This window comes from Mammaliicoccus fleurettii (assembly GCF_002018435.1).
GTDB classification, from domain to species: domain Bacteria; phylum Bacillota; class Bacilli; order Staphylococcales; family Staphylococcaceae; genus Mammaliicoccus; species Mammaliicoccus fleurettii.
Map to the genome: position 1 here is coordinate 1 of NZ_MWJM01000011.1, position 17,915 is coordinate 17,915.

The window sequence follows — 17,915 nt, forward strand, 5'->3', positions numbered from 1 at the left end:
GTTTTATAAAGGAGCAACATCATGTACAAGAAATATGGAGAAATCTTTCGTTTCATTATCGTAGGCGGTATTAACACAATCAATTATTACTGGGTATACTTATTATTGTTAAAAGTATTAGATATTAACTATTTAATAAGCCATATATCAGGATTTATTATAAGCTTTATCATATCGTTTTATCTAAATTGTTATTTTGTATACCATGTACAACCAACATTTAAAAAATTCATTCAGTTCCCTATCACGCAAGTTGTGAATATGGGTTTACAAACATTATTGTTGTATATATTTGTGCAATGGCTACATTTGAACGAAACTTTCGCGCCATTCATAGGACTTGTCATTACAATACCAATAACATTTGTATTGTCTAAGTGGATATTAGTCGATAAATAAAAACACAGAGGGTGAGACAATTAATTGTCTCACCCTCTACTCCTGATTGGACGACGAAAATAAGGATTTTTTGAAAATGAGCTAAGTTGTAGATTAATTAAGCAGTTAATCTAAGAGTTCGGCTAAGTTGTAGATTAATTAAGCAGTTAATCTAAGAGTTCGGCTAAGTTGTAGATTAATCCAGGAGTTAATCTAAGAGTTCGGCTAAGTTGTAGATTAATTAGGCAGTTAATCTAAGAGATCGACCAAGTTGTAGATTAACTAGGTAGTTAATCTAAGACATCTCAAAATTAACACTACATAATGAAAGAGCTTGAGACATAAATGTCTCAAGCTCTCATTTTTGTAATCAAGTCTACTTTCATAGTTACATATCTCTTTATAACAAGAACATCACAAAGAATGGTACGACTGCGACTACTACTATTCCTACTAGAACAAGTGAAATACTTGCCATTGATTCTTCTACTTCACCAAGCTCTTTTGCTGCTGCAACGCCTAATGTGTGTCCACTTGTTCCTAATGCTAATCCTCTTGCTATAGGGTTCGTTATGTTAAATAATTTTAATAGCTTATTCCCTAATGCCATGATAATTACTGCATTTAATATAACAGCTAATGATGTTAACTCTTTAATACCTGATATACCTTCTGAAACTGGTAAAGCTATTGCTGTTGTAGCTGCTTGAGGTAACATAGATGCGATGATATCATCACCAAATTGGAATGCTTTTGCTACTATATAAATAATGACTAATGCAGCTACTGTTCCTACTGCAATTCCCCCCATAATATGGTGCCAATGTTTCTTCAAGACTTCGCGTTTTTTATACAAAGGAATTGCGAAACATATTGTCGCTGGTTCTAAGAAGAAGTTAATAATATCTCCACCGATTTTATAGTTTTCATATGGTATACCTGTAGCTTTTAAAAATACGATACCAACTACCATACTGAAAAATAATGGTGCAAATAAGAAAAATCCATTTGATCGTTTAAATAAATATGTACCGATTAAGAATACTGCAACTGATAATCCAATACCGAAATATGGTGTATTGACTCCTAAATGTTCCATCATGCGTAATCACCTGCCACACGTTTATGTTTAATGTCTTTGACACTTTTAGATGTTTTTTCACTTGGTTTAATAATCATTTGTGAAAATATGCCTGTACAAACGAGTAATAAAATTGTTGATATAATAATCAATAATATGATGAGAATTGGACTTGTACTCAATACGCCTAATGAGTTAATAACTGAAATACCTGCTGGTACGAAAAGGAATCCAATATTATTTGTTAATGCTGTTCCAACCGCTTCTACTTGCTCTAATTTAATAATACCTGTCGTTAATGCGACAAACATTAATACTAAGCCAATTACTGATGCTGGCATTGGAATTGGCATAAAGCTTTCTATTATATGTGATATCAATAATATTATGGATATCGTTAATACTTGCTGAAAGAAGTTATTTACTTTTTTCATTCTGACAACCTCCCGAATTAATCTCTTAAGGTTATCTTAATATGAAAATAATGAATTAAAGCGTTTTCATGGCGAAATGCAATATTTGAAGTCTAAGTTACTAAATAGTTACTGTGAAAATTATACTAACCCTATTTCTGATTTAAACGTTTTCATATAAGAGCGACTTACCTGTAATTTGATATTACCTGTCAATGTTACTTGATACGTAGAATTGAACCAGTGTTCAACAGATTGGATATGCTTTTTATTGATGATACTTGCGCGATGTATACGTAAAAACTTTGTATCATTAAGCTTTTTTTCATAAAAGCTGAGTGGTTCGCTTGTTTCATATTCAGTTTCTACTGTATTTATAGTCGTAACACCTTGATTAACCGAAATTGCAATGATGTCATTTATATTTAATACATAAATACGATCTTCTATTTCAATCGGTAACACTTCATCTTGATTCACTTGTTTTGTCTCAATTGTATGATGGCTTTCAGCATATGTAATTTTTTTAATTGCTTGTTCAATTCTTGATTTTTCAAATGGTTTCAAAATATAGTCTGTAGCTTCTAACTCAAACGCTTGTACTGCATACGTGTCATGAGCAGTTGCAAATATAATATGAGGAACATGTTTCATTTTGTTGATTTTCTTTGCCAAATCTAAGCCACTTTCTTCCATTAAATTAATATCTAAGAAAATGACATCAAATTCGTGAGATAACAATTGCTCTAAAGTTTCTTCGATATTTTCTGCTTCTTCAATTTGACTAAAAGAACCAATTTGATTGAGTAAATATTTTAGTTCATTACGTGCCAATGGTTCATCGTCAACGATAAGTGCTTGCATTACATACCCTCTTCTCTATATTTATGCGGTATTTCAGTACTTACTTCTGTACCTTTATTGCTCGTTTCTATTTGTAATTCTGCCGAGTGGCCACACAATCCCATTAATCTTTTATTTAAATTTTCAAGCGCACTACCTGTTCCCGATTGAGATTCTACAATAGCCTTTCCTATGATGTCTTTCTTATCTTCCGGAATACCTTGTCCATTGTCTTTTACTGATAATTTAATCGATTGATTTTGATTGAGAACAGATACCCAAATTCGATTATCATCTTTTCTATTTGTAAATGCATGTTTAATAGCATTTTCGACTAATATTTGAATGACAAACGGTGGGACAAGTGATGAATGGTTTTGGTCAGGTATATCATATTCAATAACAAAGTGATCAGGATATCTTGCTTGTTCTAAAGCAATATACGCGCGCACTTGTTCAAGCTCTTTTTCTATCGTAATCATATTGTTTCTAGCACCTTGTAAATTAGATCGGAAGAAGTGACTCAGTTGTAACAATAATTGACGCGCTTTTTCATGATCTATTCGGATAAGTGCCGAAATTGTGTTCATTGCATTAAAGAAGAAATGTGGATTCACTTGCGCTTGTAATGACTTAATTTCAGCGTCTTGAAGTAATTGTCTTTGCACTTCTACAGCACCTAATTCTAACTGGCTAGAGAATATTTTAGCCAAACCTTCTGCAAGTCGTTTCTCCACAAATGTTAAATCATGATAATCTGTAAAATATAACTTCAAAGTACCTACAATATCATCATGCACATATAATGGTATGACAATAGCCGCTTCTAATGGACAATTAGGATGTTGACACCCTATATCTTTACTTGTATAAACTTCTTTTTGATCCCCTGTTTCAATTACCTCTTTAGATAAATCTGTAATAATAGTTTTGTCAGGTGTATGATGATCACTTGCGACACCAACATGCGCTAATATATGCGTTTTATTAGTAATTGCCACTGCTGATACCTTCATTAAATCTTTTATAATTTTAGCAGCTTGATGAGCAGAAGATTCTGTTAACCCTTCTTTAAAATAAGGCAAAGTGTGATTAACTAATTTCAAAACATCATGCGTTTGAATAGCCCTCATTTGCTCTTCTTGTTTAACAGTTGAAATGATTATAGACATAAATATTGCCGTACCTAAACCATTTATAATAATCATTGGTAGTGCTATAAGTTGTACAAGTTCCCATGCATCAGCCTTTTGAGAAGAGAATATTAATATACAAATCATTTGTATCACTTCTGTTGAAGCACCTACTATAGCGCTTTGTGAAACTGATAAATAGCCTTTAGATTTCATTGCATATGTACCAAAATAGCCTGCAACCAAACCAATAACAATAGATGATATTAAATAAGTATAAGCATCTGCACCACCTATATAAACTCTAAATATTCCCGATAGTACACCTACAAATACACCTACAAAAGGTCCACCAATAAGACCCGAAACACCAATAGTTAATACACGGGTATTGGCAAGTGATACTTCTGGACCAAGATGTAAATAAATCATACTTGATACAATTTCTCCATTATGAATAGCAACACCAGTAAAGTTAGACAGTAGTGCAAATGAAGAGAATACTATAATTAAACGCCATTTTACATACCATTTTTCACGCTCACCCATCATATTTTTAAAGTACGATGTATTCATTAATATATACGCTACAAGGATAATGAGACCTACACGTTCTAATAGTAAAACAAATAAATTCAACATATTTACACCCATCATTCCTATAATTTTTATTCGATTTTATACCAACAAATATTTTACCATACGAAAGTTGAAAAATATTATATAAAGTGTCATTGTTATATTAATGAATATACTGTTAGCTATTGTTAATATATCGAAAAGAGCTTAGAACATTTACGTCCCAAGCTCTTTCAATTTTTTATCAAACCCTATCATCACATATGCACTATAATTCTGTTCTAAGTTCCCACAATTCTGGGAAGAATGCTTGATCAATGACACGTTTCAAATAGTTAACGCCTGAACTTCCGCCTGTCCCTATTTTAAATCCTATAATTCTTTGTACAGTCTTCATATGTCTAAATCGCCATTGACTATATCTATCTTCAACGTCTGTTAATTTTTCTAGTAATTCATATAGTTCAAAGTAATCTTCTGAATTTAAATAAATTTCTTTAAATGCTTCTTTGACTGAATCATTGCGTTCGTAATTCTTTGTTACTTCTCTGTTTAACACATCTTTATCGATATCGAATCCTGCTCTATTCACTGCTTTAATTGTTTCATCGTATATACTTGGTCTTTCAAGTTGATTTTTTAATTGATTATAAATATTTGGGTCTTTTTCATATATTTTCAACGCGTGTGTTGTTTTATAACCTAGGCTATATTCAATCATTCTATTTTGAAAAGATTGGAATCCAGAAGAGTTTCCTAAATCTTCTCTGAATTTCAAATAGTCACTTGGTGTCATCGTCGATAATACTTCCCATACTTGAATGAGTTGTTTTTGAATATTACCTACTCTTGCTAATTTTTTAAAAGCTTGTTTATATTGATCTAGTTTTATATCTTCACAAGCTGAATTAATTTCATGAATAATCAAGTTCATCCATAGTTCTGAAACTTGATGTACAATAATAAATAATTTCTCATCGTGTGCATCTGTTAAGGTGTGTTGTGCTGATAATATTTTATCTAAACCTAAGTACTCACTATATGTCATATCTTCTGTAAAATCCGTTTTAACACTTTCCCCTTTAATTGATTCATCTTGATAATGGCTCATTATTATTCCCCCTTTTTTGCTATAGTTGCTCTTATTGGTGAACCGTCTGCACCAACGATATTCAATGGTAACCCTATAAAATCATAATATCCTTGTGTAACATCTTCTAATAATAAATTTTCAATATTGATAATATCATAGCGATTAAACGCATGATGATTATCTAAAGTTTTAGAATCTATGTCATCTACTGAAGGTACATCAATTCCAAATACTTTTATACCAATTGATGACAAATAAGCGATTGCTTCTTCAGTTAGGACTGGAACTGTATCCGGAAACACATCAGCATGAGCTTGAGACTTTGTTTTAATCATAATTATTGTCCCTTTAATATCGAAACCTTCTAGTATCTCTCGCGTAATAAGCGCTTCTCCAATTACTTCTACTAAAGTAGCTTCTCCAATTAGTCTATTCACATCAATCTCATGAATCTTTATTCCATCATTATCAAAATGAAATGGTGCGTCCATATGTGTCCCTATATGCGTGCTCATTGAAATACAACCAATATTTACAGACCCTGTTTCTTCTTTAGTTGCAGATAATTCAAAACGGAAAGGCTCATCTCCTGGCCAATTTGCTATATCATTTGTTAATGGTTGTGTAATATCAATCCACATAAACATGCTCCTCTACTTGTGTAATCGTTTTCATTTTACCTTCTTTTAATTCTATTGTACATGAATTCTGATATTTAAGGTGGATACTGTTTAGCAATGAATGATATTTGGGTAAACTCATAATGAGGTGAATGAACATGTCATACATACGTGTACACGGAGCAAACCAGAATAATTTAAAAAATATTAATATAGATATCCCGAAACATCAATTAACAGTCTTCACTGGAAGATCTGGTTCGGGAAAATCATCACTCGTTTTTAGTACTTTAGCAGCTGAATCTGAACGTTTATTAAATGAAACTTATTCAAGCTATGTACAAAATCAACTGACATCTTATGAAAAGCCGGATGTTGATAGAATAGAACATCTACCAGTTGCCATGATTATAAATCAAAAAAGATTGGGTGGAAATTCACGTTCAACTGTAGGAACAATATCTGACATTTACGCTTCAGTTAGACTTTTATGGTCAAGAGTGGGTGAGCCTTTTGTTGGATATTCGAGCGTATTTTCATTTAATAATCCAAGTGGCATGTGCGAACGTTGCCAAGGACTCGGTTATGTTGAAGATATCGACTTAAACGAGTTGTTAGATTATGATAAATCTTTAAATGAAGATGCGATAAAGTTCCCATCATTTAGACCAGATAGCTGGCGTGGCAAACGTTATTTATATAGTGGTTTATTTGATAATGATAAGAAGCTTAAAGACTTTACTAAAGAAGAAATGGACACATTTCTTTATACAAAACCAAAAAAACTTAAAAATCCCCCAGAAAATTGGCCAAAAACTGCTAAATTTGAAGGTTTGATTCATCGTTTTAGACGCTCATTTCTATTGAATGATAATTTCGAAAAGAAACGTTTTCTAGAAGACGTAAATAGAGTTGTCACTTCCCATAAATGTCCAAAATGTCATGGTAAAAGACTAAACGATAAAATTTTAAGTTGTAAAATAAATGGACTGAGCATTACTGATTTTACAGCTCTTTCAATAGATGATGCGATTGAATTTCTAAATAAACTTAAAGACAAAAAAGCTGCATATATTATTAAACCATTATTAGAGCAGTTAGAAGCTTTATCTTATGTTGGATTAAATTATTTAACATTGGACCGTAAGACACCTTCTCTATCAGGAGGAGAATCTCAACGCATTAAATTAATACGTCACTTAAATAGTCCACTATCTGACCTCGTCTATATTATTGATGAACCTAGTGTTGGCTTACATCCTGAAGATATTGAAAAAATAAATGACATTATGAAATCTATAAGAGATAAAGGCAATACAGTACTCGTCGTAGAACATGACCCTGACGTTATTCGTATTGCAGACCACGTTATAGACATTGGACCCGGTGCAGGCAAACATGGTGGTAAAATTACATTCACAGGTACTTATCATGAATTGTTACAATCTGATACTTCTACTGGTAAAGCTTTAAAACGACAACACAAATTAAAAACATTACCTAGAAACGCACAGAGCTACATCAATTTAAAAAATATATCAGAAAACAACTTAGTAAACGTGTCCGTTGATATACCTAAAAATATTTTGTCTGTTATTACAGGTGTAGCAGGTTCCGGAAAAAGTACATTATTAAAAGCAGGACTTAAATCTCAGAAAGAGACTACTTTCATTGACCAAAAACCTGTACATGCTTCAAATCGTTCAAACTTACTAACTTATATGGATCTCTTTGATGAAGTAAGAGAATTCTTCAGCAAAGAAACAGGACTAAAGAAAAGTATGTTTAGCTACAACTCAGAAGGTGCCTGTCCAGAATGTCATGGTAAAGGCGTTATCAAAACAGAACTTGCATTTATGCCTGACTTTTCACAAGTTTGCGAAGTGTGTAAAGGGACCAGATATAAACCAGAAGTATTAGAAGCCAAAGTAAACGGTTATTCAATAGCAGAAGTATTAGCACTAACAGTTGAAGAAGGAATGAACATATTTAAAAATAACAATAAAGTATACACACGTCTTAAACATTTAGAATCAACCGGCCTACATTATATGACTTTAGGACAATCACTAGATACATTATCAGGCGGAGAAATACAACGCGTTAAACTGAGCAGATATTTAGATCAATCCGCTTCAAACCAAATATTCATATTCGACGAACCAACAACAGGACTGCATGAAGATGACATACCAACATTATTAGCATGTTTCGAACAACTCATCCAACAAGGCAACACCGTCATATTAATAGAACATAACTTGACTATGATGACACATGCAGACTGGATAATTGACGTAGGACCCGGAGCAGGCATGAACGGAGGTAAAATATTATATAGTGGTGAACCAAAAGGCTTATTAGAAATAGAAGAATCAGTAACAGCCAAACATTTGAATAGATATGTAGAAATATAGAAAACACCCCACCTAATTCGAAGAAGATAAACTTTCGAAATAGGTGGGGTGTTTTAATATAGGAAGTAAATAAGTTTCATGTTAAAGAGATATCGTGCGTTTTGCTCGGATTTGACTCGAATCGCACGATATCTCCTCAGTCTTCGTGCGATTCTAATCAGACCAATATTAAGATCGAAGTTTATACTTCAAATTCTTCTTTTTCTCTTAATTTTTCTTTAACGTAATCATAGTTTCCTTCAAATTTAGTTAATTTTTTATCTTTTAATAAATATGTTATATCAAATAGCTTATTCAAGAAGTATCTATCATGTGAAACTGCGATGATTGTACCATTATAATCTAACAATGCGTCTTCTATTGTTTCTTTTGCATCTATATCTAAATGGTTTGTTGGTTCGTCTAATACTAGCACGTTAAAATCTTGATTCACAATTTGTGCCCAACGTAATCTCATTTTTTCTCCACCACTTAGACTACTGATTTTATTAAATACATCTTCTCCATAAAACATAAATTGTGCAAGTATATGTCTTGCTTGACCTTCTGTTACATGAACTACATCTCTAAATGTTTCGATAACTGTTTGGTTATCAATATTTTCAAAAGTGTGTTGTGATAAATAACCTATTCTTAAATTAGATGCTCTTTTAACTATTCCTTCATCTGGTTCTATTTGATTAATCATCATTTTTAATAATGTACTCTTTCCTGTTCCATTATCTCCTATTATAGATACATGTTCTTTTCTTCTAATGAGTAAATCAATTTTTTCAAACAATATATCTTCGTACATCTTAGAAACACTTTCTAATTCTATTACATTGTTAGAAACACGTTGTCCTTCTGCTAAATTCACGTTCATTCTTTTATGTTCTAGTATAGGCTTATCTAATTTCTTTATTCTATCCAATGCTTTTTCCATACTTTTTGCCCGTTTAAATAAAGCTGCATTTGGTGGATTTGCTTGGCTTGCCCATAATCTTAATTGCTTAATCGAGTCTTCCATTTTCTTAATTTTCTTTTGTTGTGTTTGATATGCTTCAAATTCATTTATAATTCTTACTTCTTTTTCTTTAACAAAATAACTATAATTACCATGGTATACATGCAATTGACCTTGATCAATTTCTAATATTTGATTAACAGTGTCATCTAAAAAGTATCTATCATGAGAAACTATGACAACTGCGCCTGAATATTGCTTAATAAAATCTGCTAACCAATCAATAGATGAAATGTCTAAATGATTGGTAGGTTCATCTAATAATAACAATTTAGGTTGTTGTAATAGTATTTGAGCTAACCCTACTTTCGTTCTTTCTCCTCCAGAGAGTTTCTCCCACGTATGATTTAATAAATGATTTATTTTTAATCCGTGACTTACTCGTCTTATTTGAGCATCTATTTCATATCCACCTAGTTGTTCGAACAATTCTTGTAATTGCCCATACTTCTTTAATAATAGTTCAATTTTGTCAGTTTCATTAGCCATCTCAGCTTCGATTAACTGCATTTTCTGTGAAATGTTATTAACTTCTTCAAATACTTCAGTTAAACATTCATATACTAGTTTGCCATCTTCATAGTTTGGTAATTGATTCAAATATCCAATTGATATATTCTTCTGCCAGCTTATTTGCCCTTCTGTAGGCGATTCTATACCAGCCATCAATTTTAATAATGTACTTTTACCTTCACCATTTCTTCCAACTAGACCTACACAGTCCCCTTCATTCAAATCATATTTAATATCTTCAAATATAACATCACCTGTATAAGACTTAGATAATTTAGACATATTTATAATATTCATATTGCTTCCTCCAAAATCGTGCTACAAGGAAGCTTGTGTCAGACATTCCTTATAGCTATATTTTTCTTCAAAAAAGACATACTTCACCAATTTTGGAGAAAAATTCGCAAATTTGTTGCGTACGATTACAAAGAATCTGCAACTATGAGCTAAAAGAAACATCTGAAACACCTCCGTTCATCAAAGTTATCTTTATTATATTACTGGTATTGTTATTTTACAATGCGATTCATTATTCTAAATCTTCGCCGATATTAACATTTGTGACGTAATTATCTACTATTGTAAATATAATAAGATTCCCCTCTACAATGAATCTATAATTTTTTCCGTTACTAGTTTCTTCTATAGTATAATCATTTCCATAAACATTCATAATTTGTGATTTAGATATATGTTTCTGTTTCACTGGAAACTTGACACTAGCAGCATAATTATCGTTGTGGTTATTACCAAAATAAAACGTTTGATCATAAGAATTCATATTTTTAAAAGTTTCTCCATCATTTGATTGAGGTTGAACAATTCTATGACCATTCATTGTTACGTTCTTGTACACTAATGCACTGATGAAAGTTGAATCTAAGATAAAGCTACCATCATGACCTGTATTACCTTGATACTTATAGTAAGGTGTTGTTGCAGCTTCGACATCATTACCATCTTGACTAGGGATATTTACTACTCCAAACATTGTTCCGATTGAAATTCCTGTTGCAATTGTTAACTTTGCCACTTTATTCATTTCCACCACTCCCTTTTAGTATAATTGTACACTTACATATTACAATAACATTACAAAGATTTCAAAAATGTTACGTCAAACGTTTTCCATTCTATAAGTAGTAATAATACTGATAATTCAGTCTTCTGATGATATAAATCTATTTAAACTTACTCGCACTAACTATGCAGTCTTTTATAATATTACTTAAAAGCTACAATAATCTTATTAAACTCATAGGATTTACTGAATCTTTATAACTTCAGAAAATTTTTATACTTCTTTCATCGATACTCAAAGCACTTTTCCAATGTTGAATGTCTCTCTTAATATCGAAGTTCAAAACTGTCATGAAAGTATTCCGTACGTAACATCTATTTTCCGGACTTTTTCATACAATTGCATACAATTGGTAAATTTAAGTGTAATATTACAAAATATCTCAACTGTAATTCTTTATTACAATATTTCTTGCACATTGTAATCTTTTGTTATTTGACTGTAATTTACAAAGCCTTTATTTATGTTATTGTTGTCTTGTCCCAATTTTCAGGGGAGAATTTTTAACTAACAAAGAAATCATCATCTTAAATTAAGATACTAATAAATAAAAAATTATTCGGAGGGTTTTACAATTATGAAAAAAGCAATTTTAACTTCATCATTAGCAGTAGCAATCGGAGCAACAGGAGTAGCATCTTCACAAGTAGCAGATGCATCTGAACAAGGCGTAAATAAAGAGCAATTAGCTCAATTAGCTCAATCAAATTCACCAGAACTTAATGAACATGCTGTCCAAGAAGGCGCATATGACATTAATTTCACATTAGATGGATTCGAATATAACTTTGAATCAGATGGATACAACTTTACTTGGGAATATCATGCAACTAATGCAGCTGACACTGAAAGCACTCAAGCTCCAGTAGCTCAACAACAACCAGTTGCTGAACAAAACGTAGCTGAACAAACTCCAGCTCCAGCAGCAAACAACACTGCTAGCGAACAAGCAACTCAAGAAGCGCCAAAACAAGTAGAAGCGCCAAAACAAGAAACTCAAGCACCAGCTCAACAACAAACACAACAAGCGCCAGCTCAAGAAACTAAATCATCTTCAGCTTCTGAAGGTTCAAGTGTAAACGTTAATGATCACTTAAAAGCTATCGCTCAACGTGAATCAGGCGGCGACTTAAAAGCTGTTAACCCATCATCAGGTGCAGCTGGTAAATACCAATTCCTACAAACTACTTGGGATTCAGTAGCTCCAGCAGAATACAAAGGTGTATCACCTACAGAAGCTCCTGAACATGTACAAGATGCAGCAGCTGTTAAATTATACAACACTGCAGGCCCTTCACAATGGGTAACTGCATAATTAATTAAGCAGTACTAAAATTTTATTCAACAAACTAATTCAACGCCCTCGGCAATAGCCGAGGGCGTTTTTTTATTGATTTAATATTCTATTTACATAACTTGCAACTTCCGGAAATGAAGTATAACCATCCCTATCACAAAAGTGTCCATCGTGTTCAATCGTTACAAATTCAGAATTTAACTTTTTCGCTAAATTTTCACTGAGTTTATATGGAACTACGCGATCGTTTGTCGCAATAATACTTATAATATTGGGTACTCTTTCTTTAAGTTTTTCAAAATCTATATTAGTATGCTGAATATAATCATCGAGTTTACTTAATTCCGGGATTTCTTCATAAAATCCTGCAACCAATACAAGACCTTTAATGTTCAACTTACCATCATACTTCGAAAGATAATTCAGCACCGTCACAACACCTAAACTATGCGCAACAATCACATTTTCACCAGAAGTTAAATCCACCTCTGCCTTTAACCTATCCGTCCAATCACTCAATATAGGATTTGAAGAATTAGGAAAATCTAAAATCTTACTATCAACACTAGGAACATGTTGAGTCAACCACTTAAACCAATGCTTTTGACTATTAGCATTGTAACCATGTGCTATATATAAATATTTATTCATAACAATCACCTTTCGATTTAATGTACAAGTGCATTAATGATCCCTATAATAATTCCTCCAAATGGAAAAACGAGCCACCAAAATTTTGAAAAGAACTCCCAACCATTCCTTGGTCTATTATAATTAATATCTTGTTGAGGTGTTTCTCTGTAAGTTTCAATAATCGTTTTCTTTAAATTTTTATCTCCTTTTATTAACTCATCTAAAGATAAATCGAATATATCACTCATTTGAACTAGAATGTCTATGCCAGGATACACCTTACCAAGTTCCCATTTAGAAACACTTTGTCTTGTTACATGTAATTTAGCAGCCAATTCATCTTGTGACCATCCATTAAGCTCACGTTCTTCTTTAATTTTCGATCCAATATTCATGATTATTCACCCCTTTTCTACACTATAGAACTAATCATACAAAAAGTCCCGAAACTATTTTTTGCTTCCCACAGCAACCAGAAGTTGCGACCTTATTAAACCAACTCTTACTTAGGTTATACCCATTTTCACAATTTTTATATTTAGAATACGGTCATACTACCCTCCGTCTCCTAATAAATATAAACATTATTGTAGGGATTACTAGCGTAGAATATCTACAAACATTAATAATAAATAATGTTTGTTATACTAAATAATATAAATATATTTTAAGGAGTGAGTAAATTGGCTATTCCTATTATTATAGATACAGATCCTGGTATAGATGACATCATTGCAATTTCTGCTGCCATACATAGTAAAGATATAGATGTGAAACTCATTACTTCAGTAGGCGGTAATGTTGGAATTGAACATACTACACAAAATGCATTAGATATTGTAAATTATTTAAAAAAAGATATACCTGTAGCAAAAGGTGTCGATACACCACTCATCAATAAGCTTGCTACTGCTGAACATGTTCATGGACATAATGGAATCGGCAATGTGCAATTCAAGACTTCATCTCTAACAAATATTTTAGAAGATCATGCCGTCATAGCAATGAAAGAAACGATTATGAATTCTGAAGAACCTATAACTTTAGTTCCTATTGGTCCATTAACTAATATTGCGTTATTATTTTCACTTTTCCCAGAAACTAAAAGCAATATTAAACAAATTGTTTTAATGGGTGGCGCTGCAGTCGGAGGAAATGCAACACCATTAGCTGAATTCAATATATATGTAGACCCACACTCAGCTCAAATCGTATTTAATCAAGATATCCCTATCGTTATGTGTGGTCTTGATGTAACGAGAGAAACTAAGATTAACCATGATGATATACAAACAATCAAAAAACAAGGAGACTTTGGCAACTTAATAACTGACATGTTAGAAGTCTATAATGATGTAAATTCAGGTGAAAAACACGAACATATCATACATGATTTATGTACAATATTTTATTTACTTTATCCAGAAATGTTCACAACAGAGCGAGCTGACGTTTCCGTTATAACAGAAGGACAAGCAGCCGGATGTACATACACAGAATTTAATAAAGAAGGTAAAGTTGAAGTCTGTATGCATGCAAATAATAAACAATTTAGAGAAAAATTTGTAGAATTCGTAAAAGACATACATCAAGCGAGATAGAGAATAATATACAAGTGAATATTGAGATTGTGCTTACTAGCAGAATTCTGAATTATGCTCCTTAACAACACATCTTACGGACATTTCTCTGAATTATGTCTCTAACACCACATCTTACGGACATTTCTCAGAATTTTGTCCCTAACGACACATCTTACGGACATTTCTCGGAATTATGTCCCTAACAACACCTCTTACGGACATTTCTCAGAATTATGTCCCTTAGCACCCCTCTTACGGACATTTCTCAGAATTTTGTCCCTTAGCACCCTTCTTACAGACATTTATAACGATTTTGTAGTGCTGACGCCTGAGGGAATAGTATGCGTGAGAGACTACAGGCTCGAGCCATACCCCTAGGCAAGCATGCACGTACAAAATCGTAAGGTTATATAAAACTGTATATTTGCAACGATTTTGTATGTGCGGACGCCTGAGGGAATAGTATGAGTGAGAGACTACAGGCTCGAGCCATACCCCTAGGCAAGCATGCACGTACAAAATCGTAAGATTATATAAAACTGTATATTTATAACGATTTTGTAAGTGCTGACGCCTGAGGGAATAGTATGCGTGAGAGACTACAGGCTCGAGCCATACCCCTAGGCAAGCATGCACTTTACAAAATCGTAAAATAAAAAAACAAGCATATCACTGTAAAACTGAAAAGTTCAGTTACGTGATATGCTTATTTATTTTGAGTTAGGACTTCTGTCCCACTCCCGATATTATTTTATTAATATTCACCTTTATCTATTCTATGATAACCTCTTAAGAAATAAATAAGTGTCATTGCTGATAGGAATACTATACCGATAATTACCGATACTCTTGTTTCTGCGTTAAACAACATACCGATTAATACTAAAATAAAGAATCCTAATGTTATATAGTTTGTATATGGTGCGAATGGCATCTTGAATGGATGATTTTTAATTTCTTCTGGATGTTTTTTTCTAAATTGTATGTGACTTAGTAAAATCATAAACCAAGGTACCATACCTGGTAATATAGATGCACTGTATACATACACGAATATATTTTCAGAACCATCTATTACTAATGGTAGTACAATATTTAAGATAACACCTACAAAAATACCAATTGAAATGGCTAACACTGCAAAGAATGGAACGCCTGTTTTCATTACTTTCGTAAATATACGTGGCATTTGTCCTTTTTGAGCTAACGTATATACCATACGACTTGAACTAAAGATTCCTGAGTTACAACCAGACATTGCAGCTGTAATTACAACAAAGTTAATTAATCCTGCTGCTATTGTAATACCAACTTTTGCAAATGTTGCAACGAATGGACTACCTACATTACCTAATTGATCCCAAGGATAAACAGTTACAATAACAAATATTGCACCTATGTAAAAGATTAATATACGCCATATAACACCGTTTACAGCGTTTTTAATATTTTTCTGTGGATCTTTAGTTTCACCTGCTGTAATACCTATTAACTCTACACCTTGATAGGAACCAACAACCATTGATAAAGCAAAGAAGAAGCCTATAATACCATTAGGGAAGAATCCTCCGTGTTCAGTTAAATTGCCTAAGCCTATAGCATTTCCGCCATTTCCTAGCCCAAAGAATATTAAACCGAAACCTGCAATAATCATTAAAATAATTGTCACTACTTTTATCATAGCAAACCAGAATTCAAATTCACCGAATGCTTTAACTGAAGTTAAATTTGCTGCTGCCAATGTAACTACAACTATGACTCCCGGTACCCAAGTTGGTAATTCTGGCCACCAATATTGCATATATTGTCCAACGGCTATAACTTCACTCATCCCTACTACTATCCATTGGAATATATTACTCCATGCGGTTACATAACCTGCAACTGGATGTAAATAATCACTTGCATAGTTAGCAAATGAACCAGTCGTTGGATATAAGTAAACTAATTCTCCCATTGCTCTCATTACTAAATATAAGAATAGACCTGCTACTAAATAAGCAAATATTGCAGATGGCCCCGTCCATTTAATCGTACTTGATGCACCCATGAATAAACCAACACCAATAGTACCACCAAGTGCGATCATCTGTACTTGACGAGAACTAAGACCTCTTTTTAAATGATTGTCTTCCATTATTTCGTGTCACTCCTTGTTTCAATTCATCAAATTTTAAATGCGTCAAACTTCATGGGACAATTATACTATAAAGTGTCAGAAAATAAAGCGTTACTAGAAAGCGTTTTCTGAATTTTATTATTTTAAATGAATTATGTTCATAATATTGTAATTTATTCATAAATATCATCTATTTTCTACAAAAAAGTGATATTTTAACTCTTTCGCTAAAATATCACTCTTGTATTTCCAAGTATATTTTATTGTATTATCTCTGCCATTGTTCTGTTCACGCTTCCTGCATATATAGAACCAAATTTCACTAAATGTACCATTAATAAATAAAGTTCATAAAATTTAATTCTATCATCTGAACCTTTGCTTAAAGGTAAAGCTTCGTTGTATGCATCATAAAATTCATTCGTAAATCCTCCGAACACTTTTGTAGCTCCAAGGTCAAATTCTCTATCACCATATAAAGGTGACGGGTCGAATAGAGCAGGTTCTCCATTAGATAAGAACATGTAATTACCTGCCCATAAATCTCCATGTAATAATGAAGGTTTACTATTATGATTTTCTAAAGTTTTGATTATCTTTTCACGCACTTTTTCAAATAATGAAAGTTCTTCTTTAGACCATAATCCTCTATTCACAATTTCATCTCTCAATTGGTCTAACCTTTGTTCTACAAATATATTAATCCACGTATCTTTCCAACCATTTTCAAAAGTAATATCACTTCCATGATAAGGCAAATGGAATCCAAATTTACCATGTGGCTCATGATGACTGTGTAACTTCGCCACAAGCTTTCCTAGTTCTCTTTGATTTCCAGAATGACCTTCTTCGAGATAACTTAACAATAAATAAGCATCTCCATTAATTTGTCCATGACCTTTAACAACAGGAGCAGTTACATCAGCCGCTTCAAACGCTTCTAAGCCGGCAATTTCAGCTGCATAAAAGTCATCACTTCTATCATGTTGAACAAGCAAAAAATATGGTCCATTTGTCGTTTCTATTTTATATGCTTCATTTACATCTCCACCACTAACTGGTTTCATTTCTTGGATATTATCTATAGGTAATTGTGATTGCCAATCTTTATTCATGACTATCCCTC

The 17,915-nt window shown here is 32.6% G+C and carries 16 protein-coding genes; 4 read left to right on the top strand and 12 right to left on the bottom strand.

Going from position 1 to position 17,915, the window contains the following annotated elements:
* The first annotated feature begins 21 nt into the window (after positions 1-21).
* Positions 22-399, top strand: coding sequence for a GtrA family protein (locus B2G86_RS09375; protein ID WP_078357841.1), 378 nt, complete (start codon positions 22-24; stop codon positions 397-399).
* Positions 400-778: 379 nt separating this feature from the next.
* On the opposite strand, the gene lrgB is transcribed toward B2G86_RS09375, so the two are convergent.
* The 6 genes from lrgB to B2G86_RS09405 form a co-directional block, all read right to left on the bottom strand.
* Positions 779-1,480 carry an antiholin-like protein LrgB gene (gene lrgB, locus B2G86_RS09380; protein ID WP_078357842.1) on the bottom strand — a complete coding sequence of 234 codons (702 nt, stop codon included), beginning with the start codon at positions 1,478-1,480 and terminating at the stop codon, positions 779-781.
* Complete coding sequence (gene lrgA, locus B2G86_RS09385; protein ID WP_078357843.1) at positions 1,477-1,893, bottom strand: antiholin-like murein hydrolase modulator LrgA; 417 nt, start codon at positions 1,891-1,893, stop codon at positions 1,477-1,479. The genes lrgB and lrgA overlap by 4 nt, the downstream gene beginning before the upstream one ends.
* Positions 1,894-2,013: 120 nt before the next feature.
* The gene (locus tag B2G86_RS09390) at positions 2,014-2,736 is read right to left on the bottom strand and encodes a response regulator transcription factor LytR (protein WP_078357844.1); all 723 of its coding nucleotides are present in this window, start codon (positions 2,734-2,736) and stop codon (positions 2,014-2,016) included.
* Entirely contained in the window at positions 2,736-4,490 is a 1,755-nt protein-coding gene (locus tag B2G86_RS09395) for a sensor histidine kinase (RefSeq protein ID WP_078357845.1), read from the bottom strand. The genes B2G86_RS09390 and B2G86_RS09395 overlap by 1 nt, the downstream gene beginning before the upstream one ends.
* A 205-nt stretch (positions 4,491-4,695) precedes the next feature.
* Positions 4,696-5,538: a tryptophan 2,3-dioxygenase gene (kynA, locus tag B2G86_RS09400; protein ID WP_078357846.1), complete on the bottom strand. Its 843-nt coding sequence runs from the start codon at positions 5,536-5,538 to the stop codon at positions 4,696-4,698.
* A 2-nt stretch (positions 5,539-5,540) separates the two neighbouring features.
* The gene (locus B2G86_RS09405) at positions 5,541-6,161 is read right to left on the bottom strand and encodes a cyclase family protein (RefSeq protein ID WP_078357847.1); all 621 of its coding nucleotides are present in this window, start codon (positions 6,159-6,161) and stop codon (positions 5,541-5,543) included.
* 137 nt (positions 6,162-6,298) lie between these two features.
* Between B2G86_RS09405 and B2G86_RS09410 the strand changes: the two genes are divergently transcribed.
* The gene (locus tag B2G86_RS09410; protein WP_078357848.1) at positions 6,299-8,557 is read left to right on the top strand and encodes an ATP-binding cassette domain-containing protein; all 2,259 of its coding nucleotides are present in this window, start codon (positions 6,299-6,301) and stop codon (positions 8,555-8,557) included.
* Positions 8,558-8,738: 181 nt separating this feature from the next.
* Here B2G86_RS09410 and abc-f read toward each other — a convergent pair whose 3' ends face one another.
* Positions 8,739-10,373: a ribosomal protection-like ABC-F family protein gene (abc-f, locus tag B2G86_RS09415; protein ID WP_078357849.1), complete on the bottom strand. Its 1,635-nt coding sequence runs from the start codon at positions 10,371-10,373 to the stop codon at positions 8,739-8,741.
* A 232-nt stretch (positions 10,374-10,605) separates the two neighbouring features.
* Complete coding sequence (gene isaB / locus B2G86_RS09420; RefSeq protein ID WP_078357850.1) at positions 10,606-11,118, bottom strand: immunodominant staphylococcal antigen IsaB family protein; 513 nt, start codon at positions 11,116-11,118, stop codon at positions 10,606-10,608.
* 616 nt (positions 11,119-11,734) lie between these two features.
* Here isaB and B2G86_RS09425 point away from each other — a divergent pair.
* On the top strand, positions 11,735-12,472 hold the full coding sequence (locus tag B2G86_RS09425; RefSeq protein WP_078357851.1) for a transglycosylase family protein: 738 nt from the start codon (positions 11,735-11,737) through the stop codon (positions 12,470-12,472).
* Positions 12,473-12,544: 72 nt separating this feature from the next.
* Here B2G86_RS09425 and B2G86_RS09430 read toward each other — a convergent pair whose 3' ends face one another.
* Positions 12,545-13,105, bottom strand: a complete 561-nt coding sequence (locus tag B2G86_RS09430) for an RBBP9/YdeN family alpha/beta hydrolase (protein ID WP_078357852.1) — start codon at positions 13,103-13,105, stop codon at positions 12,545-12,547.
* A 17-nt stretch (positions 13,106-13,122) separates the two neighbouring features.
* A complete protein-coding gene (locus tag B2G86_RS09435) occupies positions 13,123-13,482 on the bottom strand; it encodes a helix-turn-helix domain-containing protein (RefSeq protein WP_078357853.1) in 360 nt (119 codons plus the stop codon).
* Between the two features lie 288 nt (positions 13,483-13,770).
* Between B2G86_RS09435 and B2G86_RS09440 the strand changes: the two genes are divergently transcribed.
* Positions 13,771-14,688 (top strand): nucleoside hydrolase, encoded by a 918-nt coding sequence (locus B2G86_RS09440; protein WP_158079034.1) that lies wholly within the window; start codon positions 13,771-13,773, stop codon positions 14,686-14,688.
* A gap of 736 nt (positions 14,689-15,424) precedes the next feature.
* On the opposite strand, the gene B2G86_RS09450 is transcribed toward B2G86_RS09440, so the two are convergent.
* Both B2G86_RS09450 and B2G86_RS09455 read right to left on the bottom strand, forming a co-directional pair.
* The gene (locus B2G86_RS09450) at positions 15,425-16,807 is read right to left on the bottom strand and encodes an amino acid permease (protein ID WP_078357855.1); all 1,383 of its coding nucleotides are present in this window, start codon (positions 16,805-16,807) and stop codon (positions 15,425-15,427) included.
* A 242-nt stretch (positions 16,808-17,049) separates the two neighbouring features.
* Positions 17,050-17,904, bottom strand: coding sequence for a fructosamine kinase family protein (locus B2G86_RS09455; RefSeq protein WP_078357856.1), 855 nt, complete (start codon positions 17,902-17,904; stop codon positions 17,050-17,052).
* Positions 17,905-17,915: the final 11 nt, after the last annotated feature.

Bases quoted from the DNA above. Each gene is read 5' to 3' on its own strand.
- B2G86_RS09375 (WP_078357841.1), top strand. From the start codon at position 22: ATGTACAAGAAATATGGAGAAATCTTTCGTTTCATTATCGTAGGCGGT.
- lrgB (WP_078357842.1), bottom strand. From the start codon at position 1,480: ATGATGGAACATTTAGGAGTCAATACACCATATTTCGGTATTGGATTA.
- lrgA (WP_078357843.1), bottom strand. From the start codon at position 1,893: ATGAAAAAAGTAAATAACTTCTTTCAGCAAGTATTAACGATATCCATA.
- B2G86_RS09390 (WP_078357844.1), bottom strand. From the start codon at position 2,736: ATGCAAGCACTTATCGTTGACGATGAACCATTGGCACGTAATGAACTA.
- B2G86_RS09395 (WP_078357845.1), bottom strand. From the start codon at position 4,490: ATGTTGAATTTATTTGTTTTACTATTAGAACGTGTAGGTCTCATTATC.
- kynA (WP_078357846.1), bottom strand. From the start codon at position 5,538: ATGAGCCATTATCAAGATGAATCAATTAAAGGGGAAAGTGTTAAAACG.
- B2G86_RS09405 (WP_078357847.1), bottom strand. From the start codon at position 6,161: ATGTGGATTGATATTACACAACCATTAACAAATGATATAGCAAATTGG.
- B2G86_RS09410 (WP_078357848.1), top strand. From the start codon at position 6,299: ATGTCATACATACGTGTACACGGAGCAAACCAGAATAATTTAAAAAAT.
- abc-f (WP_078357849.1), bottom strand. From the start codon at position 10,373: ATGAATATTATAAATATGTCTAAATTATCTAAGTCTTATACAGGTGAT.
- isaB (WP_078357850.1), bottom strand. From the start codon at position 11,118: ATGAATAAAGTGGCAAAGTTAACAATTGCAACAGGAATTTCAATCGGA.
- B2G86_RS09425 (WP_078357851.1), top strand. From the start codon at position 11,735: ATGAAAAAAGCAATTTTAACTTCATCATTAGCAGTAGCAATCGGAGCA.
- B2G86_RS09430 (WP_078357852.1), bottom strand. From the start codon at position 13,105: ATGAATAAATATTTATATATAGCACATGGTTACAATGCTAATAGTCAA.
- B2G86_RS09435 (WP_078357853.1), bottom strand. From the start codon at position 13,482: ATGAATATTGGATCGAAAATTAAAGAAGAACGTGAGCTTAATGGATGG.
- B2G86_RS09450 (WP_078357855.1), bottom strand. From the start codon at position 16,807: ATGGAAGACAATCATTTAAAAAGAGGTCTTAGTTCTCGTCAAGTACAG.
- B2G86_RS09455 (WP_078357856.1), bottom strand. From the start codon at position 17,904: ATGAATAAAGATTGGCAATCACAATTACCTATAGATAATATCCAAGAA.